Here is an 18,315-nt window from a genome sequence, read left to right as displayed (position 1 = left end):
CGCGGCCGCCGACAAGACCCAGCCGCTGGACCAGAACGAGATCGCCGAAGGCCTCCGGCCTTGGCGAAGTCGGGGCCCTTCTCGTACGTCTTCCTGCCGGAGGCAGCAAACAGTTCCTGCCGGAGGCAGCAAACAGGCCCCTCCGAAGAGGGGCCGGCTTGCAGGGGGGTGCTAGCGCAGTCGTGCCATGAGGGCGTGCTCGACCAGGGTGATCAGCGCGCTCTTGGCGTCGGCCCGGTGCCGGGCATCGGTGGTGATGATCGGGGTGTCCGGACCGATCTGCAGGGCTTCCCGGACCTCGTCCGGGTTGTACGGCTGGTTGCCGTCGAAGCCGTTCAGGGCGATCACGAAGGGCAGACCGCTGTTCTCGAAGTAGTCGACCGCGGGGAAGCAGTCGGCGAGACGGCGGGTGTCGACCAGGACGATCGCGCCGATGGCGCCCCGCACCAGGTCGTCCCACATGAACCAGAACCGGTCCTGACCGGGGGTGCCGAACAGGTACAGGATCAGGTCCTGGTCCAGGGTGATGCGGCCGAAGTCCATGGCCACCGTCGTGGTGGTCTTGTCCCCGGTGTGGGTGAGGTCGTCGATGCCCGCCGACGCGGACGTCATGACGGCCTCGGTACGCAGCGGGTTGATCTCCGAGACGGCCCCGACGAACGTGGTCTTGCCCACGCCGAAGCCACCCGCCACCACGATCTTCGCCGAGGTGGTGGAGCGGGAAGGACCGCCGCTAGAGCTTGCGAAGTCCACTGAGCACCCTTTCGAGCAGTGTCACGTCTGGCTGGCCGCCGGCGTTCTCGTCGCCGCCGGGCTGATGGATGGCGACCAGTCCCGCCTCCGCCAAGTCGGCGACGAGGATCCTGGCCACGCCGAGAGGGATTGTCAGGAGGGCGGAGATTTCCGCCACCGACTTGATCTCGCGGCAGAGGTTGCAGATCCGCTGATGCTCGGGCAGCTGGCCCTGCATCTGGTGCGGCTGCGCGGTGGTGTGCACCAGCGCCTCGATGGCGAGCTGGTAGCGCGGGCGGGTCCGGCCGCCGGTCATGGCGTACGGACGCACCAGGGGGTTGTTCGACGACCCCGCGGGCGCCGGCTCGGGAGCGCGTCGCTGCGGCTGCACGGGCTGGATGCGCGGCGCCGGCGGCTGGTCGTACGGTGAAGGCCCGGGGCCCTGCGGACCCTGGGGAGCGTACGGGTGCTGACGCCGCTGGCTCGGGGTGGAGGGGAAGTTGTAACGGTTCGGGTTCTGGGAACCGCCGCCCGGGCCCTGGGCAGGGCCGTACGACCAGTTGCCCGAATTCGAACCGCCTGGGGGTGTTGCCACTTTCTCCTCCTCCGACTGTGCCGGGCACCCAATCCCTGTGGAGCCGCGTCCCGGTACCTTACGGCCCCGGGACGCCAAAACGCACCGTCTGACTGTCAGTTGAGCAGGCTGCCCTGGAGCTCCGCACGAAGATCCGGTGTGAGGACCGTACCGGCACGGTCGACCAGAAGCGCCATCTCGTACCCGATGAGGCCGATGTCCGCCTCGGGGTGGGCCAGCACCGCGAGCGAGGAGCCGTCGGAGATGGACATGATGAACAGGAATCCCCGCTCCATCTCCACAACGGTCTGGTTCACGCTGCCGCCCTCGAAGATGCGCGAGGCACCGGCGGTCAGCGAGGTCAGACCGGAGGCGACGGCCGCGAGCTGATCGGCGCGGTCGCGGGGGAAGCCTTCGGACATCGCCAGAAGGAGTCCGTCGGCGGAGACCACCACGGTGTGGGACACACCGGGGGTGTTGTCCACGAAGTTGGTGATCAACCAGTTCAGGTTCTGTGCCGCCTGGCTCATCGGGCTCACACTAACGCTCCTGGTTGTAGGTGCTGTCAGAACCGAAGCCCTGACCGTTCGTTTCACTGCCTGCGCCGGCGCTGCGTCCGCGCTGGACGCCCCGGCGCAGGTTGCTCAGCCTGCCCCGGACGTCCTCCGGGGCGCGGGAGACCTGTGGGCCGCCCTGGGGGGTGGTCTCGGCGGCTCCCTCGACCAGGTTGGCCTTGGGCACCCGCCGCGGCAGGCCGGAGGAGGTGACCCCGCCCGCCTTGGGCTTCCGGAGCTGCGAGGCCTGCTGCCAGCGCTCGTCGTTCGCCGAACGCCAGTCGCCGGTGCCATTGCCGTTGCTCTCCGGCTTGGGGGCCGGCGCCTCCTGGCTCACATGGCGTGTGCCGTTCGAACCGCCCGCACCGCTCGTGCCGTTCGCACCGCCCGCGAAGGATCCGCGGCGGGGCAGTCCGGCGTCGGTCAGCGCGTGGGCGGCGGCAGAGGCCGGGCCCGGACGGTCGAAGCCTACGCGGTCACGCTCACTCCCGTCAGCGGCCTGCGCAGATTCCGTTTCCGGAGCGTAATCAGACGAGTAACCGTTCTGGTAGGTGTCCTGCTGCGGCCAGTCGTCCTGCTGGCGGCGTTCCTGGAAGGCCGGGAAGGACTCCGGGGCGGAGGCACGCTCCTCGCGGACGGGTTCCGCATACGAGGGCTCGGGGTAGCCGCCGTTCGACGAGAACGTGTCGTTGTGCGGGAGCGAGCCGTTGGACGCGTAGTACGGCTCGTCGTACGACGGGCGCTGCGCCGGCTCGTCATACGCGGGACGCTGCTGTTCCTCGTACGGGGTCTGCTGCGGCTCGTCGTAGGCCGGGCGCGGGTCGTAGCCGCCGGGCTGCTGTTCGGGGAAGCCGCCGAGGCCGTTGTCGTAGGACGGCTGGTCGAACGCGTCGGCGTAGGGGGCCTCCGGGGACTCCTGGCCCGGCTGGTCCTGCGCCTGGGCCTCCAGGGCCGCACGGCGCTCCTCGCGCATCAGCGAGCGGCCGACGGGGTCCAGCTCGCGTATGTCGTCCGGGACGTCGGCGTAGCGGCTGTCGTCGAAGCCGAGCTCCGCGGCCGTGCGCATCGGCAGGCCGTTGTTGAAGTCCTCACCCTGGTAGCTCTGCTCCGGGATGATCTGCGAGACCGTGAACTCGTCGCGCGGCTGGTGCTCGCCGCCACCACCGTGGGTGATCGCGTCCGGCAGCATGACCAGCGAGGTGGTGCCGGCCTGCTCGCCGGAGGGGCGCAGCTGGACGCGTATGCCGTGCCGGTCGGACAGCCGGCCGACCACGAACAGGCCCATGCGCTGGGATATCGCGGCGTCGACGGTGGGCGGGTTCGCCAGCTTGTGGTTGATGTCCGCGAAGTCCTCGGCGGTGAGGCCGATGCCCTTGTCGTGGATCTCGATCATGATGCGGCCGTCGGGAAGACGGGTCGCGGTGACGCGGACCTTGGTCTGCGGGGAGGAGAACGTGGTGGCGTTCTCGAGGAGCTCGGCGAGCAGGTGCACGAGGTCGGTGACCGCGCGGCCGTGGATCTCGGCCTCCGGGACGCCGGAGAGCTCGATGCGCTCGTACTGCTCCACCTCGGAGGAGGCGGCGCGCAGCACGTCGACCAGCGGGACCGGCTGGTCCCAGCGGCGGCCGGGCTCCTCGCCGGCGAGGACCAGGAGGTTCTCGCCGTTGCGGCGCATACGGGTCGCGAGGTGGTCCAGGCGGAAGAGGTTCTCCAGCTGGTCCGGGTCGGCCTCGTTGTTCTCCAGGTCGGTGATCAGGGTCAGCTGGCCCTCGATCAGCGACTGGTTGCGGCGCGAGAGGTTGGTGAAGATCGCGTTGATGTTGCCACGGAGCAGGGCCTGCTCGGCGGCGAGCCGGACCGCCTCGCGGTGGACCTGGTCGAAGGCGCGGGCGACCTCGCCGATCTCGTCGCGGGTGTTGATCGGGATGGGCTGTACGCGGGTGTCGACCCGGCCCGGGTCGGTGCGCGAGAGCTGGTCGACCAGCATCGGCAGACGCTGCTCGGCGATGCCGAAGGCGGCGTTGCGCAGCTGGCGCATCGAGCGGGACATCTGGCGGGCCACGGCACCGGCCAGGATGAACGCGAGGAGCAGGGCGACGACGACGGCGGCACCGGTGATGAGGGCGTCACGCTTGGCGTTGTCGGCGATGTCCGAGGCCTCGTTCACGGCCTTGTCGGCCATGTCCGACTGGATCTGCCGGTAGACGTTGGCCCGGAGGGTGGTGGCCCCCCACCAGTTCTGGTAAGTGATGCCCTGCGTGGCGAGCGCGGCGCGGGCACTGGGGTCGGTGGTCTGCAGTGACGACAGGAGCGCGACCATCTTCGCCGGGTCGGACGGCGGCGGCACATAGGTCTGGTTGTTGGCGGCTGCCTGCGCGGCGGCCTGCTTGGCCTGGGCCACGCCCTCGGCCCTGGCCTTCGCCTCGAGGTCGACGAGCTTCTGCGCGTCCGCCTCGGTGCCGCCGGCCTTGTACTCCTCGATGGCGATGCCCTCGAGGTAGGCGTAGGAGGAGAGGGCCACGCGCTGCTTGGCGAGGTCGTCCTTCTTGGGGCCGGGGCTCACCAGCAGGTGCACGCCGATCGACCGCTCCAGCGACAGCGAGGCCTGGGTCAGCGCGATCGCGTAGACGGTCCGGCCGTAGCTGGTGATGTTGCCGGTGCCCAGGCCCAGCTCGTTGGCGAACTCCATCAGGGGATGGGCGACGGCGACGTAGCCCTCCTCGGTCTGCACTCCGTGCACCTTGGAGGAGTACGCGGTCGCGCGCAGGGTGGCCAGCTGCGGCTCGGCCTGGCGGAACAGCTTGAGGCGGCGCAGCAGGCCGGCCTTCTGCGGCATGTTCTGCGCCGCCGCGTCGAACTCGTCGGCCGCGTCGTTGGTGGCCTTGCGGGCCGCGTCGACGGTCGCCTTGTCCTTGGCGGTCGCGCTCTTGCCCTTGAGCAGCGGTGCCGCGGTGATGTCGCGCTCGTTGTTCACCGCGTTGGCATAGGTCAGCGAGGCCCGCACCAGCCGTGCGGTGTTCTCCGCGTCCTGCGCCTCCTGCCAGGTGTCGATCGAGCTCTTCACCTGGAAGCCGCCCATGACGAGCCCGACCGTCACGGGTATGAGCAGGATCGCGTTCAGCCGGGTCGGCACCCGCCAGTTGCGCGGGGAGAAACGACCGCCGCTCGGAGCGGGTACGGCCGTCGGTTCCGAACCGGGCACAGGGGCGGGCGCCGCTCCGCGCGGCGGCGGGGTGAAGTTGCCCCGGGCCGACGGCTCGGGACCGTTCTTGCTTCGCCTCACTCGACCAACAACCTCTCGGCGGCGGGCACCAACGTTGTGCCGCAGTGTCTCAGAGCCCAGTACGCCATGGAGTACGCAGTACTACCGAGTACGTCTTTGACTATTGGGCAGTTCAGGCATTCCAGCACGACGACCTGTGCTCTTCCAAACAGTGGAAAGCGAGGATTCCGTGTGATGTAAGCCCCAGATAAATCGGTCATAAAGAGCGAGCCCCGTCAAAAGACGGGGCTGATGTGAGCGCAGCGAGACCGTTTGGCAACGACGCGTGGCCGTGTCACCCGATTCCTCTGCCGAAACGTTATGAACACCGAAGCCGACCGTGTCAAAGGCCACAGCCGGCTCCGATGTGTCTACGACAACTGCCGTAGGGCATGGCTGATTTGAGTGTTACCTCAGCCGTGCCATGAGAGCGTGCTCGACCAGCGTGATCAGCGCACTCTTGGCATCCGCGCGGTGCCGGGCGTCCGTCGTGATGATCGGGGTGTCCGGACCGATCTGCAGCGCCTCGCGCACCTCCTCGGGAGCATACGGCTGGTGCCCGTCGAAGCCGTTCAGCGCGACGACGAAGGGCAGGCCGCTGTTCTCGAAGTAGTCGACCGCGGGGAAGCAGTCCGCCAGGCGCCGGGTGTCCACGAGCACCACCGCGCCGATCGCACCGCGTACCAGGTCGTCCCACATGAACCAGAACCGGTCCTGGCCCGGTGTACCGAACAGGTACAGGATCAGGTCCTGGTCCAGGGTGATGCGGCCGAAGTCCATGGCCACCGTGGTGGTGGTCTTGTCCCCGGTGTGGGTGAGGTCGTCGATGCCCGCGGACGCGGAGGTCATGACGGCCTCGGTGCGCAGCGGGTTGATCTCCGAGACGGCGCCGACGAACGTGGTCTTGCCCACGCCGAAGCCGCCCGCCACCACGATCTTGGCGGAGGTGGTGGCACGACTCGGTTCAGAGCTTGCGAAGTCCACTGAGCACCCTTTCGAGCAGGGTCACGTCCGGCGCACCGGTCGTCTCGTCGCCACCAGGCTGGTGGATGGCGACGAGCCCGGCCTCGGCCAGGTCCGCGACAAGGATCCGGGCCACGCCCAGCGGCATGGACAAGAGCGCCGACACCTCTGCGACCGACTTCACCTCACGGCACAGGTGGCAGATGCGCTGGTGCTCCGGGAGCAGCCCCATGAGTGCTGCCGGGTCGGCCGTGGTGCTGATCAGCGCCTCGATGGCGAGCTGATAGCGGGGCCGGGTCCGGCCACCGGTCATCGCGTACGGACGTACCAGTGGCTGGTCGCCCTCGTCCTCGTACGGCTCCGCGTACGGATCATGAGAGGCGGTGGGCGGGGTCATGAATCCTCCGGGCGGGACAGCAAGTCGGTCGGGCTGGCCGTCTTATGGGCCGTGGGGGGATTGTGGCGGCCGGACGGTGATGTGGTGACGGGGGTGGATCCTCGGCGGATCAGTGGAGCAGACTGCCCTGTAGTTCGGCGCGCAGATCCGGCGTGAGGACCGCACCTGCCCGGTCGACGAGCAGCGCCATCTCGTAGCCCACCAGGCCGATGTCGCACTCCGGGTGCGCGAGCACGGCCAGGGACGAGCCGTCCGAGACGGACATGAGGAAGAGAAAACCCCGCTCCATCTCGACGACCGTCTGCGCCACGTTGCCGCCCTCGAAGATCCGGGAGGCCCCGGCCGTCAGTGAGGTCAGACCGGACGCGACGGCCGCCAGCTGATCGGCGCGGTCACGGGGGAAGCCTTCCGACATCGCCAGAAGGAGACCATCCGCGGACACGACGACGGTGTGGGACACACCGGGGGTGTTGTCCACGAAGTTGGTGATCAACCAGTTGAGGTTCTGTGCCGCCTGGCTCATCTGGCTCAACTAACGCTCCTGCTGGTGAGTGGGGCTCGGGAAACTGCCGGTCTGACCGGTACCTGTACCGGCCTGGCGACCCTGCGCGATGCCCCGACGGAGATTGGTCAGCCGGCCGCGTACGTCGTCAGGCGCACGCGAGACCTGCGGACCGGCTTGGTGCTGTTGCTGCTGAGCCGTGCCCGGAACGAGGTTCGCCCGGGGCACCCGGCGCGGCAGGCCGGAGGTGGTGACGCCGCCCGCCGCCGGCTGCCTGACACGCTCCGCCTGCCGGACGAGATCGTCGTTCGGCGAGGTGCGCCAGGAAGAGGTGGCGGGACGCTGTGAAGCCGCAGAGTGCGGCGGGGCCGCGGGAACTGCCGGAGCCTGCGGCTGCTGCGGGGCCGGTGCGGAGCCGTTGCTCTGCTGACCGCCCTGCTGGCCGTGGAACCAGTTGGTCTCCAGCGTGTCGTACAGCGGCGTACGGCCGTCGCCCGGGCCCGGTGCCGGCGGCAGCGCCTCGGGCTCCTGGCGGACGGGCCGCTGCTGCGGACGCTGCGGGGCCGGCGGCCGCGGAGCACCGAAGTCGCCGCCCGGACGCTCGAACTGCCCGGTGGAGCCGTTGTCGTAGCCCGGTGCGGGGAACTGGCCCGTGGAGCTGCCGTCGTACGCCTGAGGGCTCGCGAACTGGCCCGTGTTGGCGGGGTTGTTCGGGTTGTTCAGGTGGTTCTGGCCGCCTCGCCCGTTCTGGCCGGACGGAGCGCCGAAGACGTCCGAGCGGACGAACTGGCCCGTGTTCTGCGAACCGTTGCTGCCCGGCTGCTGCGCCCCGAAGTCCTGGGTGGCGAACTGGCCGGTGTGCTGCGGGTTGCCCGGCGCCGGGGCGCCGAAGTCGGGGCGGGCGAATTCCGAGGTGGAACCGGGGCCCTGGCGGTCGTCGGACCGCGGGATCGCCGGCATCTCGGACGTCGCGTCGATGCGCGGCATCCGGGACGTCTCGTCATGGCCGCGCGGGGTGTCGAGCGAGGCGCGCGGCACCGGCGGCTGCGCGTTCTCGTCGCTCCAGCTCGGCCGGGGCTGCTGCTGGTTGCCGCCCGGCAGTTCGGCACGCGGACCGCCGCGGCCCGGCAGCTGCGGCTGACGGCCACGCCGGCCGCGGCCCGGCTCATTGCCACGCTCGGAGTTGTTCGAGGACTGCGGCGGTACGGCGCCACGAGCGCCGCCGAAGCTGTCCTGACCCGTGCCCGCGGCCTGCAGGCCCTGCGGTGCAGCCGGCGCCTGACCGAACCCGGCACCCGCACCCGCGGGAGCCGGCCGGCCCTGCTGCGGGGCTGCCGGGGACTGCGGTCCACGCGCTCCGCCGGGCGCACCCGGACGGCCGTCGCCGGCACCCGGCAGCGCGGCCCGCGGGCCCTGACCGGCACCGAGCAGACCACCACCGGAGGCCGCACCGGCACCGAGGGCGCCACCGGCGGGCGCACCGGCACCGGCCTGGCGCCGTGCGGCGGCCACACCCGCGGCGGCCTGCGCGGCGGCGGGACCACCGGGGCCACCGGCGCCCTGACCCGGCTTGGGCTGCGGCTTCTTGCCGCCCTGGGCGACATCGACGGGCAGCATGACCAGCGCGGTCGTACCACCGGAGTCGGACGGGCGCAGCTGGATGCGGATGCCGTGGCGCTGGGACAGCCGGCCGACCACGAACAGGCCCATGCGGCGGGACACCGACACGTCCACGGTGGGCGGCGAGGCGAGCCGCTCGTTGATCGCGGCGAGGTCCTCGGGGGAGAGGCCGATACCGGTGTCGTGGATCTCGATCAGGACGCGGCCGTCGGGCAGCGCGTGACCGGTGACCTTGACCTTGGTCTGCGGCGAGGAGAACGAGGTCGCGTTCTCCAGCAGCTCGGCGAGCAGGTGCACGAGGTCGTTGACCACGCGGCCGGCCACTTCGGTGGTCGGCACGGCGGCCAGCTCGATGCGCTCGTACTGCTCCACCTCGGAGGCGGCGGCGCGGAGCACGTCGACCAGCGGGACCGGGCGGGTCCAGCGGCGGCCGGGCTCCTCACCGGCGAGGACGAGGAGGTTCTCACCGTTACGGCGCATACGCGTCGCGAGGTGGTCCAGCTTGAACAGCGAGGACAGCTGGTCCGGGTCGGCCTCGCGGGACTCCAGCTCGGAGATGAGCGAGAGCTGACGCTGGATGAGGCCCTGGGAGCGGCGCGAGAGGTTGGTGAACATCGCGTTGACGTTGCCCCGCAGCAGGGCCTGCTCGGCGGCGAGGCGGACCGCCTCGCGGTGCACGTCGTCGAAGGCCGCGGCCACCTGGCCGATCTCGTCCCGGGAGTGCACACCGACCGACTCGACGGAGGTGTCGACGTCCTGCGGGTCCGACTCCGAGAGCTGCTTGACCAGCTCGGGCAGGCGGTCCTGGGCGACCTTGTTGGCGGTCTCCTGCAGGCGGCGCAGCGAGCGGATCATGGAGCGGGCGATGACGAAGGCGCCGACGAGGGAGACGCCGAGCACGAGCAGGATCAGCGCACCGGAGATGATCGCCTCGCGCTCGGAGGCGGCACGCAGCTCGCGGGCCTTCTGCTCCATGTCCTCGAGCAGCGTGTGCTCGATCTTCTTCATCTGCTCGATCTTGGTCGAGCTGTCGTCCACCCAGTCCTGGTACGAGCGCTTCGGCAGGTCGTCCAGGGCGTTCTGGGAGGCGAGGGCACGGCTGGCGTACTTGTCGCTGGCCGTGATCGTCGTGTTGTTCTCCTCGATGGGTTTGAGGAGAGCGGTGGCCTTGTCGATGCCGTAGATGCTGCGGAAGCTGCGCAGCTCGGACTTCTGGCTCTCCAGCGCCGACTGCGCGTACAGCCGGTCGTTCTCCGACAGGTCGCCGACCGTGGTGTTGCTCGCGGGGAGCGCCGCCGCCAGCACGGCGCGCTGCATCGACGCGTACTCCTTGGCGGAGGAGAAGGACGCCAGGGCGCGGGTGCGCTGGATCATCTCGGGGTTGCTGGTGGCCTCGGCCATGTCCTGGGAGAGGTCCAGCAGGTGCGTCACCAGACGGTGGTACGCCTCGACGGTCTGGGTCGAGTTGTTCTTGGCCTGGTAGGCGTTGGCGCGGATCTTCGACAGCGTTTCGAGGTCGCCGACCACGCCGACGAGGCTCTCGCGGACGCCCTGGAGCGAGCCGTCCTTGTTGGAGGTGTCGATCTCCTCGGCGGCGTCGATGAAGTTGGTCTTGGCCCGGTCCGTCTTGTCCCGGTAGCCCTTGACCGTGTAGTCGCTCGCCTTGGAGCCGTGCGCCAGCGGACCGGAGGACAGGTCGCGCTCCCTCTGGAGCGCGTCGGCCAACTCGGTGGCCTGCTTGGTCATGTCCGTCAGCAGCTTCATGTTGTCGAGCTGCTGGATGTCGTCCATGTTGTCGCTGATGCGCAGGGCGCCCAGCGAGGTGGCCGCCACCACGGGAAGCGCGAGCAGCGACACCAGGCGCGTGGAGATGCGCCAGTTGCGCAGCGCCATGCGGGATCCCGGACCGCTCGGTCCCTTGGGCGGCTTGACCGCCGGAGCGGCGGAGCCGGGGGGCCCGGGAGGTGCCGACGCGCCGGGGCGCCCGGGGCGCTCTCCGCCGTCGCCGGACGGTGCCGGGCCCGGGTTCTGGGCGTGCTGGGGGGAGGGACTGCCGGCATTGGGGCCAGTCCCGCCGTGCGGCTCCGGCTCCGCCGAAGCACTGCCATCCCTCTTGAAACGTCCCTGCACTAGCGTCGCAACCTCTGGACCAGGCGCCCCTCCGCGTGAACGGAAAGACACGGTGTCGGCGTTTTAGGTGGCGCCCTGAATGCGCCCCCTGCGGTCGTGAAGTGACCGGCGCTGGTTCCCCCCTCTCGCCGCACGCGACGCTCGTCGCGCCCCCTGTGCGCCGGCTCGATCCTGCGGCGGTCCGTGGAATTCCAGCACAGTGCCGGATCTCCAACAAGGGCCGGGCACTATGCCGTGACGCACGTGACTGCACGTGAGTGCGGGATTACCGGACGTAGAAAGTGATCTCGTCCATAACGGACTTATGCGAGCGAGTCGCCCAGGTGGGAGCGGTGTCCCAGTCGCCATGATCAGGAGCGGAATGATGGCTTCAGGGAGCCAATGTCCGTTTTGTAGGGGTCGACCCCAGGCCGGAATTGACCGTTTTGCCTGCCGGGTCGTGAGCAAACTCACATACTGATCATGGGATCTTCGCGTCTTGCGAAGGGAATTGAATGTTTAGCCTGACGCTTTACAGGACGTAACACTTTGACAACCGCGCCTGCGCGAGGGGCCCGAGGCCCCGGCCGGGCGCCCGAAGACGACAAGGTCACGTACAACAGTGAAGACGACGATGATGTTCCGCAACATAGCCAACCCGCGGCGCACGACGCTGGCGCACCTCGAGGACGCCGACGCACTGCAGACGCCGCAGCAGCCGGAGCACTCCGTCGACCTCCCGTCCCAGACGGCCAACCCGCGCCGCACCATCCTGGTGGAGGCCCCCGCCACGGCCTCCGTCGCGCAGTAGTACGCACACCGGCCGTAGATCACTCACCTCGGCCGCGCACGAATCAAATGCGCGAGGCGCAGCCTCCTCACCGCGTTAGCCTGGAGCGTCAGACTCCAGCCGGCTCAAGTGAGGGGCGCAGGATCCCGTGCGCATCGCCAGGTTCTCCATCGACGGGAACGTCGCCTTCGGCGCGGTCGAGGGCGACAAGCCGGACGAGCTCGTCCTCGACATCATCAAGGGCATCCCGTTCGCGGACTTCGAGCTCTCCGGTACGAAGGTGCCGCTGAGCAAGGTCCGGTTGCTGCCGCCGGTGCTCCCCAACAAGGTCGTGGCCTTCGGCCGCAACTACGCGGAGCACGCGCGGGAGCTGGGCAACGAGGTGCCCGACGCGCCGTTCGCCTTCTTCAAGCCCTCCACCTCGGTGATCGGCCCCGGCGACGAGATCCAGTACCCGCCCTTCTCCGAGGACCTCCACCACGAGGCCGAACTTGCCGTGGTCATCGGCCGCATGTGCCGCGAGGTCCCCCGCGAGCGCGTGGCCGACGTGATCTTCGGCTACACCTGCGCCAACGACGTCACCGCCCGTGATGTGCAGAAGCGCGAGAAGCAGTGGGCCCGGGCCAAGGGCTTCGACAGCTCCTGCCCGCTCGGCCCCTGGGTGGAGACGGACATCGACCTCGCCACCGCGTCCGACCTGACCGTCCAGCTCACGGTCAACGGCGAACAACGCCAGCTCGGCCGCACCAGCGAGATGATCCACCCCATCGAGGACCTGATCGTCAACATCTCCGAGGCCATGACGCTGCTCCCCGGCGACGTGATCCTCACGGGCACCCCGGCAGGCGTCGGACCGCTCACCGTCGGCGACGAGGTCGCCGTCACCATCGAAGGCATCGGCACTCTCACCAACAAGGTTGTCAAGCGTGGCTAGCGCACCCGGCTCCCCCGTACGCGTCCGTTTCTGCCCCTCGCCCACCGGTAACCCCCATGTGGGCCTGGTCCGCACCGCCCTGTTCAACTGGGCGTTCGCCCGGCACCACCAGGGCACCCTGGTCTTCCGCATCGAGGACACCGACGCCGCCCGCGACTCCGAGGAGTCGTACAACCAGCTGCTCGACTCGATGCGCTGGCTGGGCTTCGACTGGAACGAGGGCCCCGAGGTCGGCGGCCCGCACGCGCCGTACCGCCAGTCGCAGCGCATGGACATCTACGCGGACGTCGCCGAGAAGCTCCTCGCCGCCGGGCACGCGTACCACTGCTACTGCTCCCAGCAGGAGCTGGACACCCGCCGCGAGGCCGCCCGCGCCGCCGGCAAGCCGTCCGGCTACGACGGCCACTGCCGCGACCTCGCGGCCGCGCAGGTCGAGGAGTACAAGGCCCAGGGCCGTACGCCGATCGTCCGCTTCCGCATGCCCGACGAGACGATCACCTTCACGGACCTGGTCCGCGGCGAGCTGACGTTCACGCCGGAGAACGTCCCGGACTACGGCATCGTCCGCGCGAACGGCGCCCCGCTGTACACCCTGGTCAACCCGGTCGACGACGCCCTGATGGAGATCACCCACGTCCTGCGCGGCGAGGACCTGCTCTCCTCCACCCCTCGCCAGATCGCCCTGTACAAGGCGCTGATCGAGCTGGGCATCGCCAAGGAGATCCCGGCCTTCGGCCACCTGCCGTACGTCATGGGCGAGGGCAACAAGAAGCTCTCGAAGCGCGACCCGGAGTCCTCGCTCAACCTGTACCGCGAGCGCGGGTTCCTCCCGGAGGGCCTGCTGAACTACCTGTCCCTGCTGGGCTGGTCGCTCTCCGCGGACCAGGACATCTTCTCGATCGAGGAGATGGTCGCGGCCTTCGACATCACGGACGTGAACCCCAACCCGGCCCGCTTCGACCTCAAGAAGTGCGAGGCGATCAACGCCGACCACATCCGTCTGCTGGACGTGAAGGACTTCACGGAGCGCTGCGCCCCCTGGCTCAGGGCCCCGTTCGCCCCCTGGGCGCCGGAGGACTTCGACGAGGCCAAGTGGCAGGCGATCGCCCCGCACGCCCAGACCCGGCTGAAGGTCCTCTCGGAGATCACGGACAACGTCGACTTCCTGTTCCTCGCCGAGCCGGTCTTCGACGAGGCCTCCTGGACGAAGGCCATGAAGGAAGGCTCGGACGCCCTCCTGCGCACGGCCCGCGAGAAGCTGGAGTCCGCCGACTGGGCCTCCGCCGAGTCCCTCAAGGAGGCCGTCCTGGCCGCCGGCGAGGCGCACGGCCTCAAGCTGGGCAAGGCCCAGGCCCCGGTCCGCGTCGCCGTCACCGGCCGCACGGTCGGCCTGCCCCTGTTCGAGTCCCTGGAGATCCTGGGCAAGGACAAGACCCTGGCACGGATCGACGCGGCACTGACGAAGCTGGCCGCGTAGCGCACCCGCGCGTGCAGGGGCGGTGGCCGTCGCGGCCGCCGCCCCTCGGCGTTGTCAGTGGGGCCCACTAGTGTTCCGGCATCGCACTCAAGATCCGGAAGGGCACCCGTCATGCCGATGTCTCCTCGTGACTACACCTGGCTGTTCACCCCGGGCAGCACGTTCGCCTACGAGTCCGGGCAGACGGGCGTCATCCACGTGGCCGACGGCGGGATGCTCGAGCTGCCCACCGGACGGGTCGTCGCCTGCGACCCGTTCGTCTACCTCGGGTCCGGGGACATAGAACCGTTCACCGTCACCGTCGCCCCCGGTCGCTACCGCGTCGACGCGGCTGTCGCGACCCTGACCCGCCCCGGCGAGCCCCCGGCCGAGCGCCCCCACCGGCGGGTGGCGGCGGCCCGCCTCGTGATCCGCGACGAGCCGACCGTGACCTGGGAGTTGGCCGTCGGCCCGGAACAGGACCTCGCCGAACTCGGGGACGACGAGTTCTTCGGCTACGGCGTCGACGCCGGCACCGGCTGCTTCTACGACGCCTCGGCCGAGGAGGCCTTCCCCGGGACCGAGGAGGAAGAGGGGCCGCTGTGGGAGGCCTTCGAGAACAGCGACTGGTCGCACGGGCCCCATGTGGTCACCTCCACCACCACCGGCCACACGCTGGCCGCCTTCACCTCCGGCTGGGGCGACGGGTTCTACCCCACCTGGATCGGCCGCACCGCCGCAGGCGAGGTCACCTGCTACCTCACGGACTTCTTCGTCGCGCCGGCCCCCACCGACGCCCCCGTGTGACAGTCGCCGATCCACGGACACGCCCCCGACCTCCGGGTTACCGTCGGATCATGAGCATTCGCGCCGTGGTCTGGGACGTCGACGACACCCTCTTCGACTACACCAGCGCGGACCGCGAGGGCATGCGGTCCCATCTGGCCGCCGAGGGCCTGCTCACCGGGGACGAGACCCCGGAGCAGGCCCTCGCACGCTGGCGGGAGATCACCGACCGGCAGTGGGCGCGGTTCTCGGCGGGGGAGCTGTCCTTCGAGGAGCAGCGCCGCGAGCGCATCCGGGTGTTCCTGGACACACCCCTGGGCGCTGCCGAGGCCGACGCCTGGTTCCAGCGGTACATGACGCACTACAAGGCCGCCTGGGCGCTCTTCCCGGACGTCCTGCCGGTCCTCGACGCCCTTGCCGCCAGCCACCGGCACGCCGTGCTCTCCAACTCCAGCCTCACCGTCCAGGACCACAAGCTGCGCACCCTCGGAGTGCACGACCGCTTCGAGACGATCCTGTGCGCGGCCGAACTCGGCGTCTCCAAGCCCGAGGCCGGCGCCTTCCTGGCAGCCTGCGAGGCCCTGGAACTCGCGCCGCACGAGGTCGCGTACGTCGGGGACCACCCGGAGATCGACGGGCGCGGCGCCGCCGACGCGGGACTGCTGTCGGTGTGGATCGACCGCAACGGCGCGCACACCGGCGGTGACACACCCACGGGTCCCCACCGGATCGCCTCCCTCGCCGAACTCCCCGCCGTGCTCGGCGCCGATACCCGTTTTGGAGCCCCGTCCACCTTCGGGTAATGTTCTTCCTGCGCCGCCGGGGAGCGGGCCGAAAGGCCTGGACCTGGAGGAGCGAACTAGAACAAGAACCCCGCAGGGGCTTGCGTTCCAGTGGCCTATGGTGTAATTGGCAGCACGACTGATTCTGGTTCAGTTAGTCTTGGTTCGAGTCCAGGTAGGCCAGCTCGCGGAGCTCATCCGCACTGCGGATCTCATCCGCGAAGCCCCCGTTGTGTAGCGGCCTAGCACGCTGCCCTCTCAAGGCAGTAGCGCCGGTTCGAATCCGGTCGGGGGTACTGATCTCGATCGACTCGGGATCGCTAGGGCCCCCGTTGTGTAGCGGCCTAGCACGCCGCCCTCTCAAGGCGGTAGCGCCGGTTCGAATCCGGTCGGGGGTACAAACTGGTCTAAACCACATTGGTCTATGGTGTAATTGGCAGCACGACTGATTCTGGTTCAGTTAGTCTTGGTTCGAGTCCAGGTAGACCAGCTCGGATCTGCGGCGGTGTAACAAGCGCTTGCAAGATCCTCGCCCCCGTTGTGTAGCGGCCTAGCACGCCGCCCTCTCAAGGCGGTAGCGCCGGTTCGAATCCGGTCGGGGGTACGCACAGGGAAGGCCCTCCACTTCGGTGGGGGGCCTTCTGTGTACCCGGGGTTCACTCGAAACCGTACCGCCGCGCCGTCTCCTCCTCCTGGGCCAGCCGGTGCAGCGCCTGGCGCATCGGCTCCACCAGGACCGCGCTGGCCACCGCGGCCTCCACCTTCTCCTCCTCCGACGCATGCGTCTCCATGAAGTCCAGGTCGGCGATCGCCGCCTGGTGCATCAACTTGGCGTGGGGCAAAAGGAGTTCGGCGTCCCAGTCGTAGCCGAGCCGGCGGAACGCGGCCACCGAGACCACCAACTGCCGGTACGAGGGGGAGATGGTGGTGAGCTGCTTGGCGTTCTCCCAGCCGAGGGCGTCCAGCAGTGCGGCGACCTCCCGGTGCGCGCGCTGGACGAATTCGTCCTCCTCGTCAGGCTCCGGCACCTGTGGCAGCGCCCAGAGCGCGGCGCCCACCCTCATTGTGCGGCTCAGTGACTCGTCGTCGACATGCCCCAGCACCTCCCGGACCGTCGCCACCGGCACCCGGCCGACCTGGATCATCGCGCGGACCAGCCGCAGTCGGCGCAGGTGCTCCTCGTCGTACTCGGCGGTCGTGGCGTTGATCTGGCGGCCCGGCGGCAACAGCCCTTCGCGCAGGTAGTACTTGATCGTCGCGGTGGACACTCCACTGCGCTCGCTGAGCTCGGCCAGCCGCATCTCTTGCGCCCTTCCTTGGAAAGTGTCACTATCCAAGCACCGAACAGAAGGATAGTGCCGCTATCCGACGAGGAGCGAGGGGTCGCCATGTTCGCGAAACCGGTGCCGGGCCGTACGACCGCGGATGCCGAGGGCGATGTGGTGGTCCTGCTCATCGGGGTGCGGGTCAATCACTTCTGGGCGGTGCACCAGTGGCTGCCGGTCATGTGGTCGATGTTCCGCATGCTTGGGGAGCTTGCGCGGGACCGTGACCGGGGGCTGCTGGGGCACGTGATGCTGACGGCATCACCGCGGACGTACTACGTCGTCCAGTACTGGGAGTCGAAGGAGAAGCTGTACGACTACGCGCACTCGCCGCAGATGTTCCATCACAAGGCGTGGGCGGTCATCAACCGCAAGGAGAAGGCGGGGAAGGCCCGGCAGCACGTGGGGCTGTGGCACGAGACGTACGTGGTGCCGGAGGGGGCCTACGAGTCGATCTACTTCGACATGCCCGCGTTCGGTCTCGCGGGAGCGCACGGTCAGGTGCCGCTGGAGCGGCGGGGGCGGTACGCCAAGAACCGTTTCGCATACCGGTCGGCGGCCGACGTCGAGCAGAAGGCGGCCGGGAAGACCGGGTGACCGGGGGGGACGGGGGAGCGGGGAGGGCCTGCCGCGGCGTTGAGGCGGGCTCTCCCCGCTGACGACTCCCACGGTCCCGCGGTCAGCCGGTGCGGCGCAGTGCCTCGGAGAGACGGGCGGCGGCGTCGATGACCGCCTGGGCGTGCATACGGCCCGGGTGGCGCGTCAGGCGCTCGATGGGGCCGGAGACGGACACGGCGGCCACCACGCGGTTGGACGGGCCGCGTACGGGCGCGGAGACGGACGCGACGCCCGGTTCCCGCTCGCCGATGGACTGGGCCCAGCCGCGGCGTCGTACGCCCGAGAGCGCGGTGGCCGTGAAGCGGGCGCCCTGCAGGCCTCGGTGCAGCCGCTCCGGCTCTTCCCAGGCCATCAGGATCTGTGCCGAGGAGCCGGCCTTCATCGTGAGCGTCGAGCCGACCGGGACGGTGTCCCGAAGTCCGGACAGGCGCTCCGCCGCGGCGACGCAGATGCGCATGTCGCCCTGGCGGCGGTAGAGCTGGGCGCTCTCGCCCGTGACGTCCCGCAGATGCGTGAGCACCGGGCCCGCGGTCGCGAGGAGACGGTCCTCGCCGGCGGCCGCGGCCAGCTCCGCCAGGCGCGGGCCGAGAATGAAACGGCCCTGCATGTCGCGTGCCACCATACGGTGGTGCTCAAGGGCCACGGCCAGTCTGTGGGCCGTCGGTCGTGCCAGTCCGGTGGCCGCCACCAGTCCCGCGAGGGTGGCAGGTCCGGACTCCAGGGCGCTGAGGACAAGGGCCGCCTTGTCCAGAACGCCCACGCCGCTACTGTTGTCCATGAAACGATACTCACGTCTCACTCTGTGAAACGCAAGTTCCTTTTTCCGTGAGACGCGCAACCCTTGTATGCACAGCGGCCCGCTGACCGAACGGGCCGGATGACGGACGCCCGTGAATTGGGGCCGGGTGCCG

The 18,315-nt window shown here is 69.7% G+C and carries 16 protein-coding genes and 5 tRNA genes; 11 read left to right on the top strand and 10 right to left on the bottom strand.

Translation table 11 applies throughout. The annotated features are described in order from the left end of the window. Positions 1-171: 171 nt before the first annotated feature. The 8 genes from ACWC1K_RS25495 to ACWC1K_RS25460 all read right to left on the bottom strand — a co-directional run bounded on the left by ACWC1K_RS25495 (position 172) and on the right by ACWC1K_RS25460 (position 10,734). On the bottom strand, positions 172-753 hold the full coding sequence (locus tag ACWC1K_RS25495; RefSeq protein ID WP_026248371.1) for a GTP-binding protein: 582 nt from the start codon (positions 751-753) through the stop codon (positions 172-174). Next, positions 734-1,327, bottom strand: coding sequence for a DUF742 domain-containing protein (locus ACWC1K_RS25490; protein ID WP_351475445.1), 594 nt, complete (start codon positions 1,325-1,327; stop codon positions 734-736). Before ACWC1K_RS25490 ends, ACWC1K_RS25495 begins: the two co-directional genes overlap by 20 nt. Positions 1,328-1,422: 95 nt before the next feature. Then, a complete protein-coding gene (locus tag ACWC1K_RS25485; RefSeq protein WP_004983065.1) occupies positions 1,423-1,836 on the bottom strand; it encodes a roadblock/LC7 domain-containing protein in 414 nt (137 codons plus the stop codon). A gap of 10 nt (positions 1,837-1,846) precedes the next feature. Then, a complete protein-coding gene (locus ACWC1K_RS25480) occupies positions 1,847-5,143 on the bottom strand; it encodes a sensor histidine kinase (protein ID WP_450834513.1) in 3,297 nt (1,098 codons plus the stop codon). A 387-nt stretch (positions 5,144-5,530) separates the two neighbouring features. After that, positions 5,531-6,106, bottom strand: coding sequence for a GTP-binding protein (locus ACWC1K_RS25475; protein ID WP_115905688.1), 576 nt, complete (start codon positions 6,104-6,106; stop codon positions 5,531-5,533). Further along, positions 6,087-6,482, bottom strand: a complete 396-nt coding sequence (locus ACWC1K_RS25470) for a DUF742 domain-containing protein (RefSeq protein ID WP_030943001.1) — start codon at positions 6,480-6,482, stop codon at positions 6,087-6,089. Before ACWC1K_RS25470 ends, ACWC1K_RS25475 begins: the two co-directional genes overlap by 20 nt. 109 nt (positions 6,483-6,591) lie before the next feature. Next, a complete protein-coding gene (locus tag ACWC1K_RS25465; RefSeq protein ID WP_003973453.1) occupies positions 6,592-7,005 on the bottom strand; it encodes a roadblock/LC7 domain-containing protein in 414 nt (137 codons plus the stop codon). Between the two features lie 9 nt (positions 7,006-7,014). Further along, positions 7,015-10,734, bottom strand: a complete 3,720-nt coding sequence (locus tag ACWC1K_RS25460) for a nitrate- and nitrite sensing domain-containing protein (protein WP_450834511.1) — start codon at positions 10,732-10,734, stop codon at positions 7,015-7,017. A gap of 601 nt (positions 10,735-11,335) precedes the next feature. On the opposite strand from ACWC1K_RS25460, the gene ACWC1K_RS25455 reads away from it, so the two are divergent. The 10 genes from ACWC1K_RS25455 to ACWC1K_RS25410 all read left to right on the top strand — a co-directional run bounded on the left by ACWC1K_RS25455 (position 11,336) and on the right by ACWC1K_RS25410 (position 16,065). Beyond that, positions 11,336-11,524 carry a hypothetical protein gene (locus tag ACWC1K_RS25455; RefSeq protein WP_351475435.1) on the top strand — a complete coding sequence of 63 codons (189 nt, stop codon included), beginning with the start codon at positions 11,336-11,338 and terminating at the stop codon, positions 11,522-11,524. A 127-nt stretch (positions 11,525-11,651) separates the two neighbouring features. Beyond that, positions 11,652-12,437 (top strand): fumarylacetoacetate hydrolase family protein, encoded by a 786-nt coding sequence (locus tag ACWC1K_RS25450; protein ID WP_351475432.1) that lies wholly within the window; start codon positions 11,652-11,654, stop codon positions 12,435-12,437. After that, a complete protein-coding gene (gene gltX, locus ACWC1K_RS25445) occupies positions 12,430-13,914 on the top strand; it encodes a glutamate--tRNA ligase (RefSeq protein WP_450834509.1) in 1,485 nt (494 codons plus the stop codon). The genes ACWC1K_RS25450 and gltX overlap by 8 nt, the downstream gene beginning before the upstream one ends. Before the next feature lie 111 nt (positions 13,915-14,025). Next, positions 14,026-14,700: a DUF4241 domain-containing protein gene (locus ACWC1K_RS25440; protein WP_450834508.1), complete on the top strand. Its 675-nt coding sequence runs from the start codon at positions 14,026-14,028 to the stop codon at positions 14,698-14,700. A 50-nt stretch (positions 14,701-14,750) separates the two neighbouring features. Continuing rightward, on the top strand, positions 14,751-15,482 hold the full coding sequence (locus ACWC1K_RS25435) for an HAD family hydrolase (protein WP_450834507.1): 732 nt from the start codon (positions 14,751-14,753) through the stop codon (positions 15,480-15,482). A 91-nt stretch (positions 15,483-15,573) separates the two neighbouring features. After that, a tRNA-Gln gene (locus ACWC1K_RS25430) sits at positions 15,574-15,645 on the top strand. A gap of 39 nt (positions 15,646-15,684) precedes the next feature. After that, positions 15,685-15,757: transfer RNA gene (locus ACWC1K_RS25425), tRNA-Glu, on the top strand. 29 nt (positions 15,758-15,786) lie between these two features. Further along, positions 15,787-15,859: transfer RNA gene (locus ACWC1K_RS25420), tRNA-Glu, on the top strand. Positions 15,860-15,879: 20 nt separating this feature from the next. Then, positions 15,880-15,951 (top strand) — tRNA-Gln (locus ACWC1K_RS25415). 41 nt (positions 15,952-15,992) lie between these two features. Further along, positions 15,993-16,065, top strand: a tRNA-Glu gene (locus tag ACWC1K_RS25410). Positions 16,066-16,117: 52 nt separating this feature from the next. Here ACWC1K_RS25410 and ACWC1K_RS25405 read toward each other — a convergent pair. Then, positions 16,118-16,762: a MerR family transcriptional regulator gene (locus ACWC1K_RS25405; RefSeq protein ID WP_450834505.1), complete on the bottom strand. Its 645-nt coding sequence runs from the start codon at positions 16,760-16,762 to the stop codon at positions 16,118-16,120. A gap of 87 nt (positions 16,763-16,849) precedes the next feature. On the opposite strand from ACWC1K_RS25405, the gene ACWC1K_RS25400 reads away from it, so the two are divergent. Further along, positions 16,850-17,383: a DUF4188 domain-containing protein gene (locus ACWC1K_RS25400; RefSeq protein ID WP_450834504.1), complete on the top strand. Its 534-nt coding sequence runs from the start codon at positions 16,850-16,852 to the stop codon at positions 17,381-17,383. Between the two features lie 82 nt (positions 17,384-17,465). On the opposite strand, the gene ndgR is transcribed toward ACWC1K_RS25400, so the two are convergent. Beyond that, positions 17,466-18,182, bottom strand: coding sequence for an IclR family transcriptional regulator NdgR (ndgR, locus tag ACWC1K_RS25395; RefSeq protein WP_015036427.1), 717 nt, complete (start codon positions 18,180-18,182; stop codon positions 17,466-17,468). Positions 18,183-18,315 lie beyond the last annotated feature (133 nt).

Source organism: Streptomyces sp. NPDC001492 (assembly GCF_053597275.1).
Note: the sequence above shows the minus strand (reverse complement) of the source record. Positions and strands in the feature narration are given on the sequence as shown.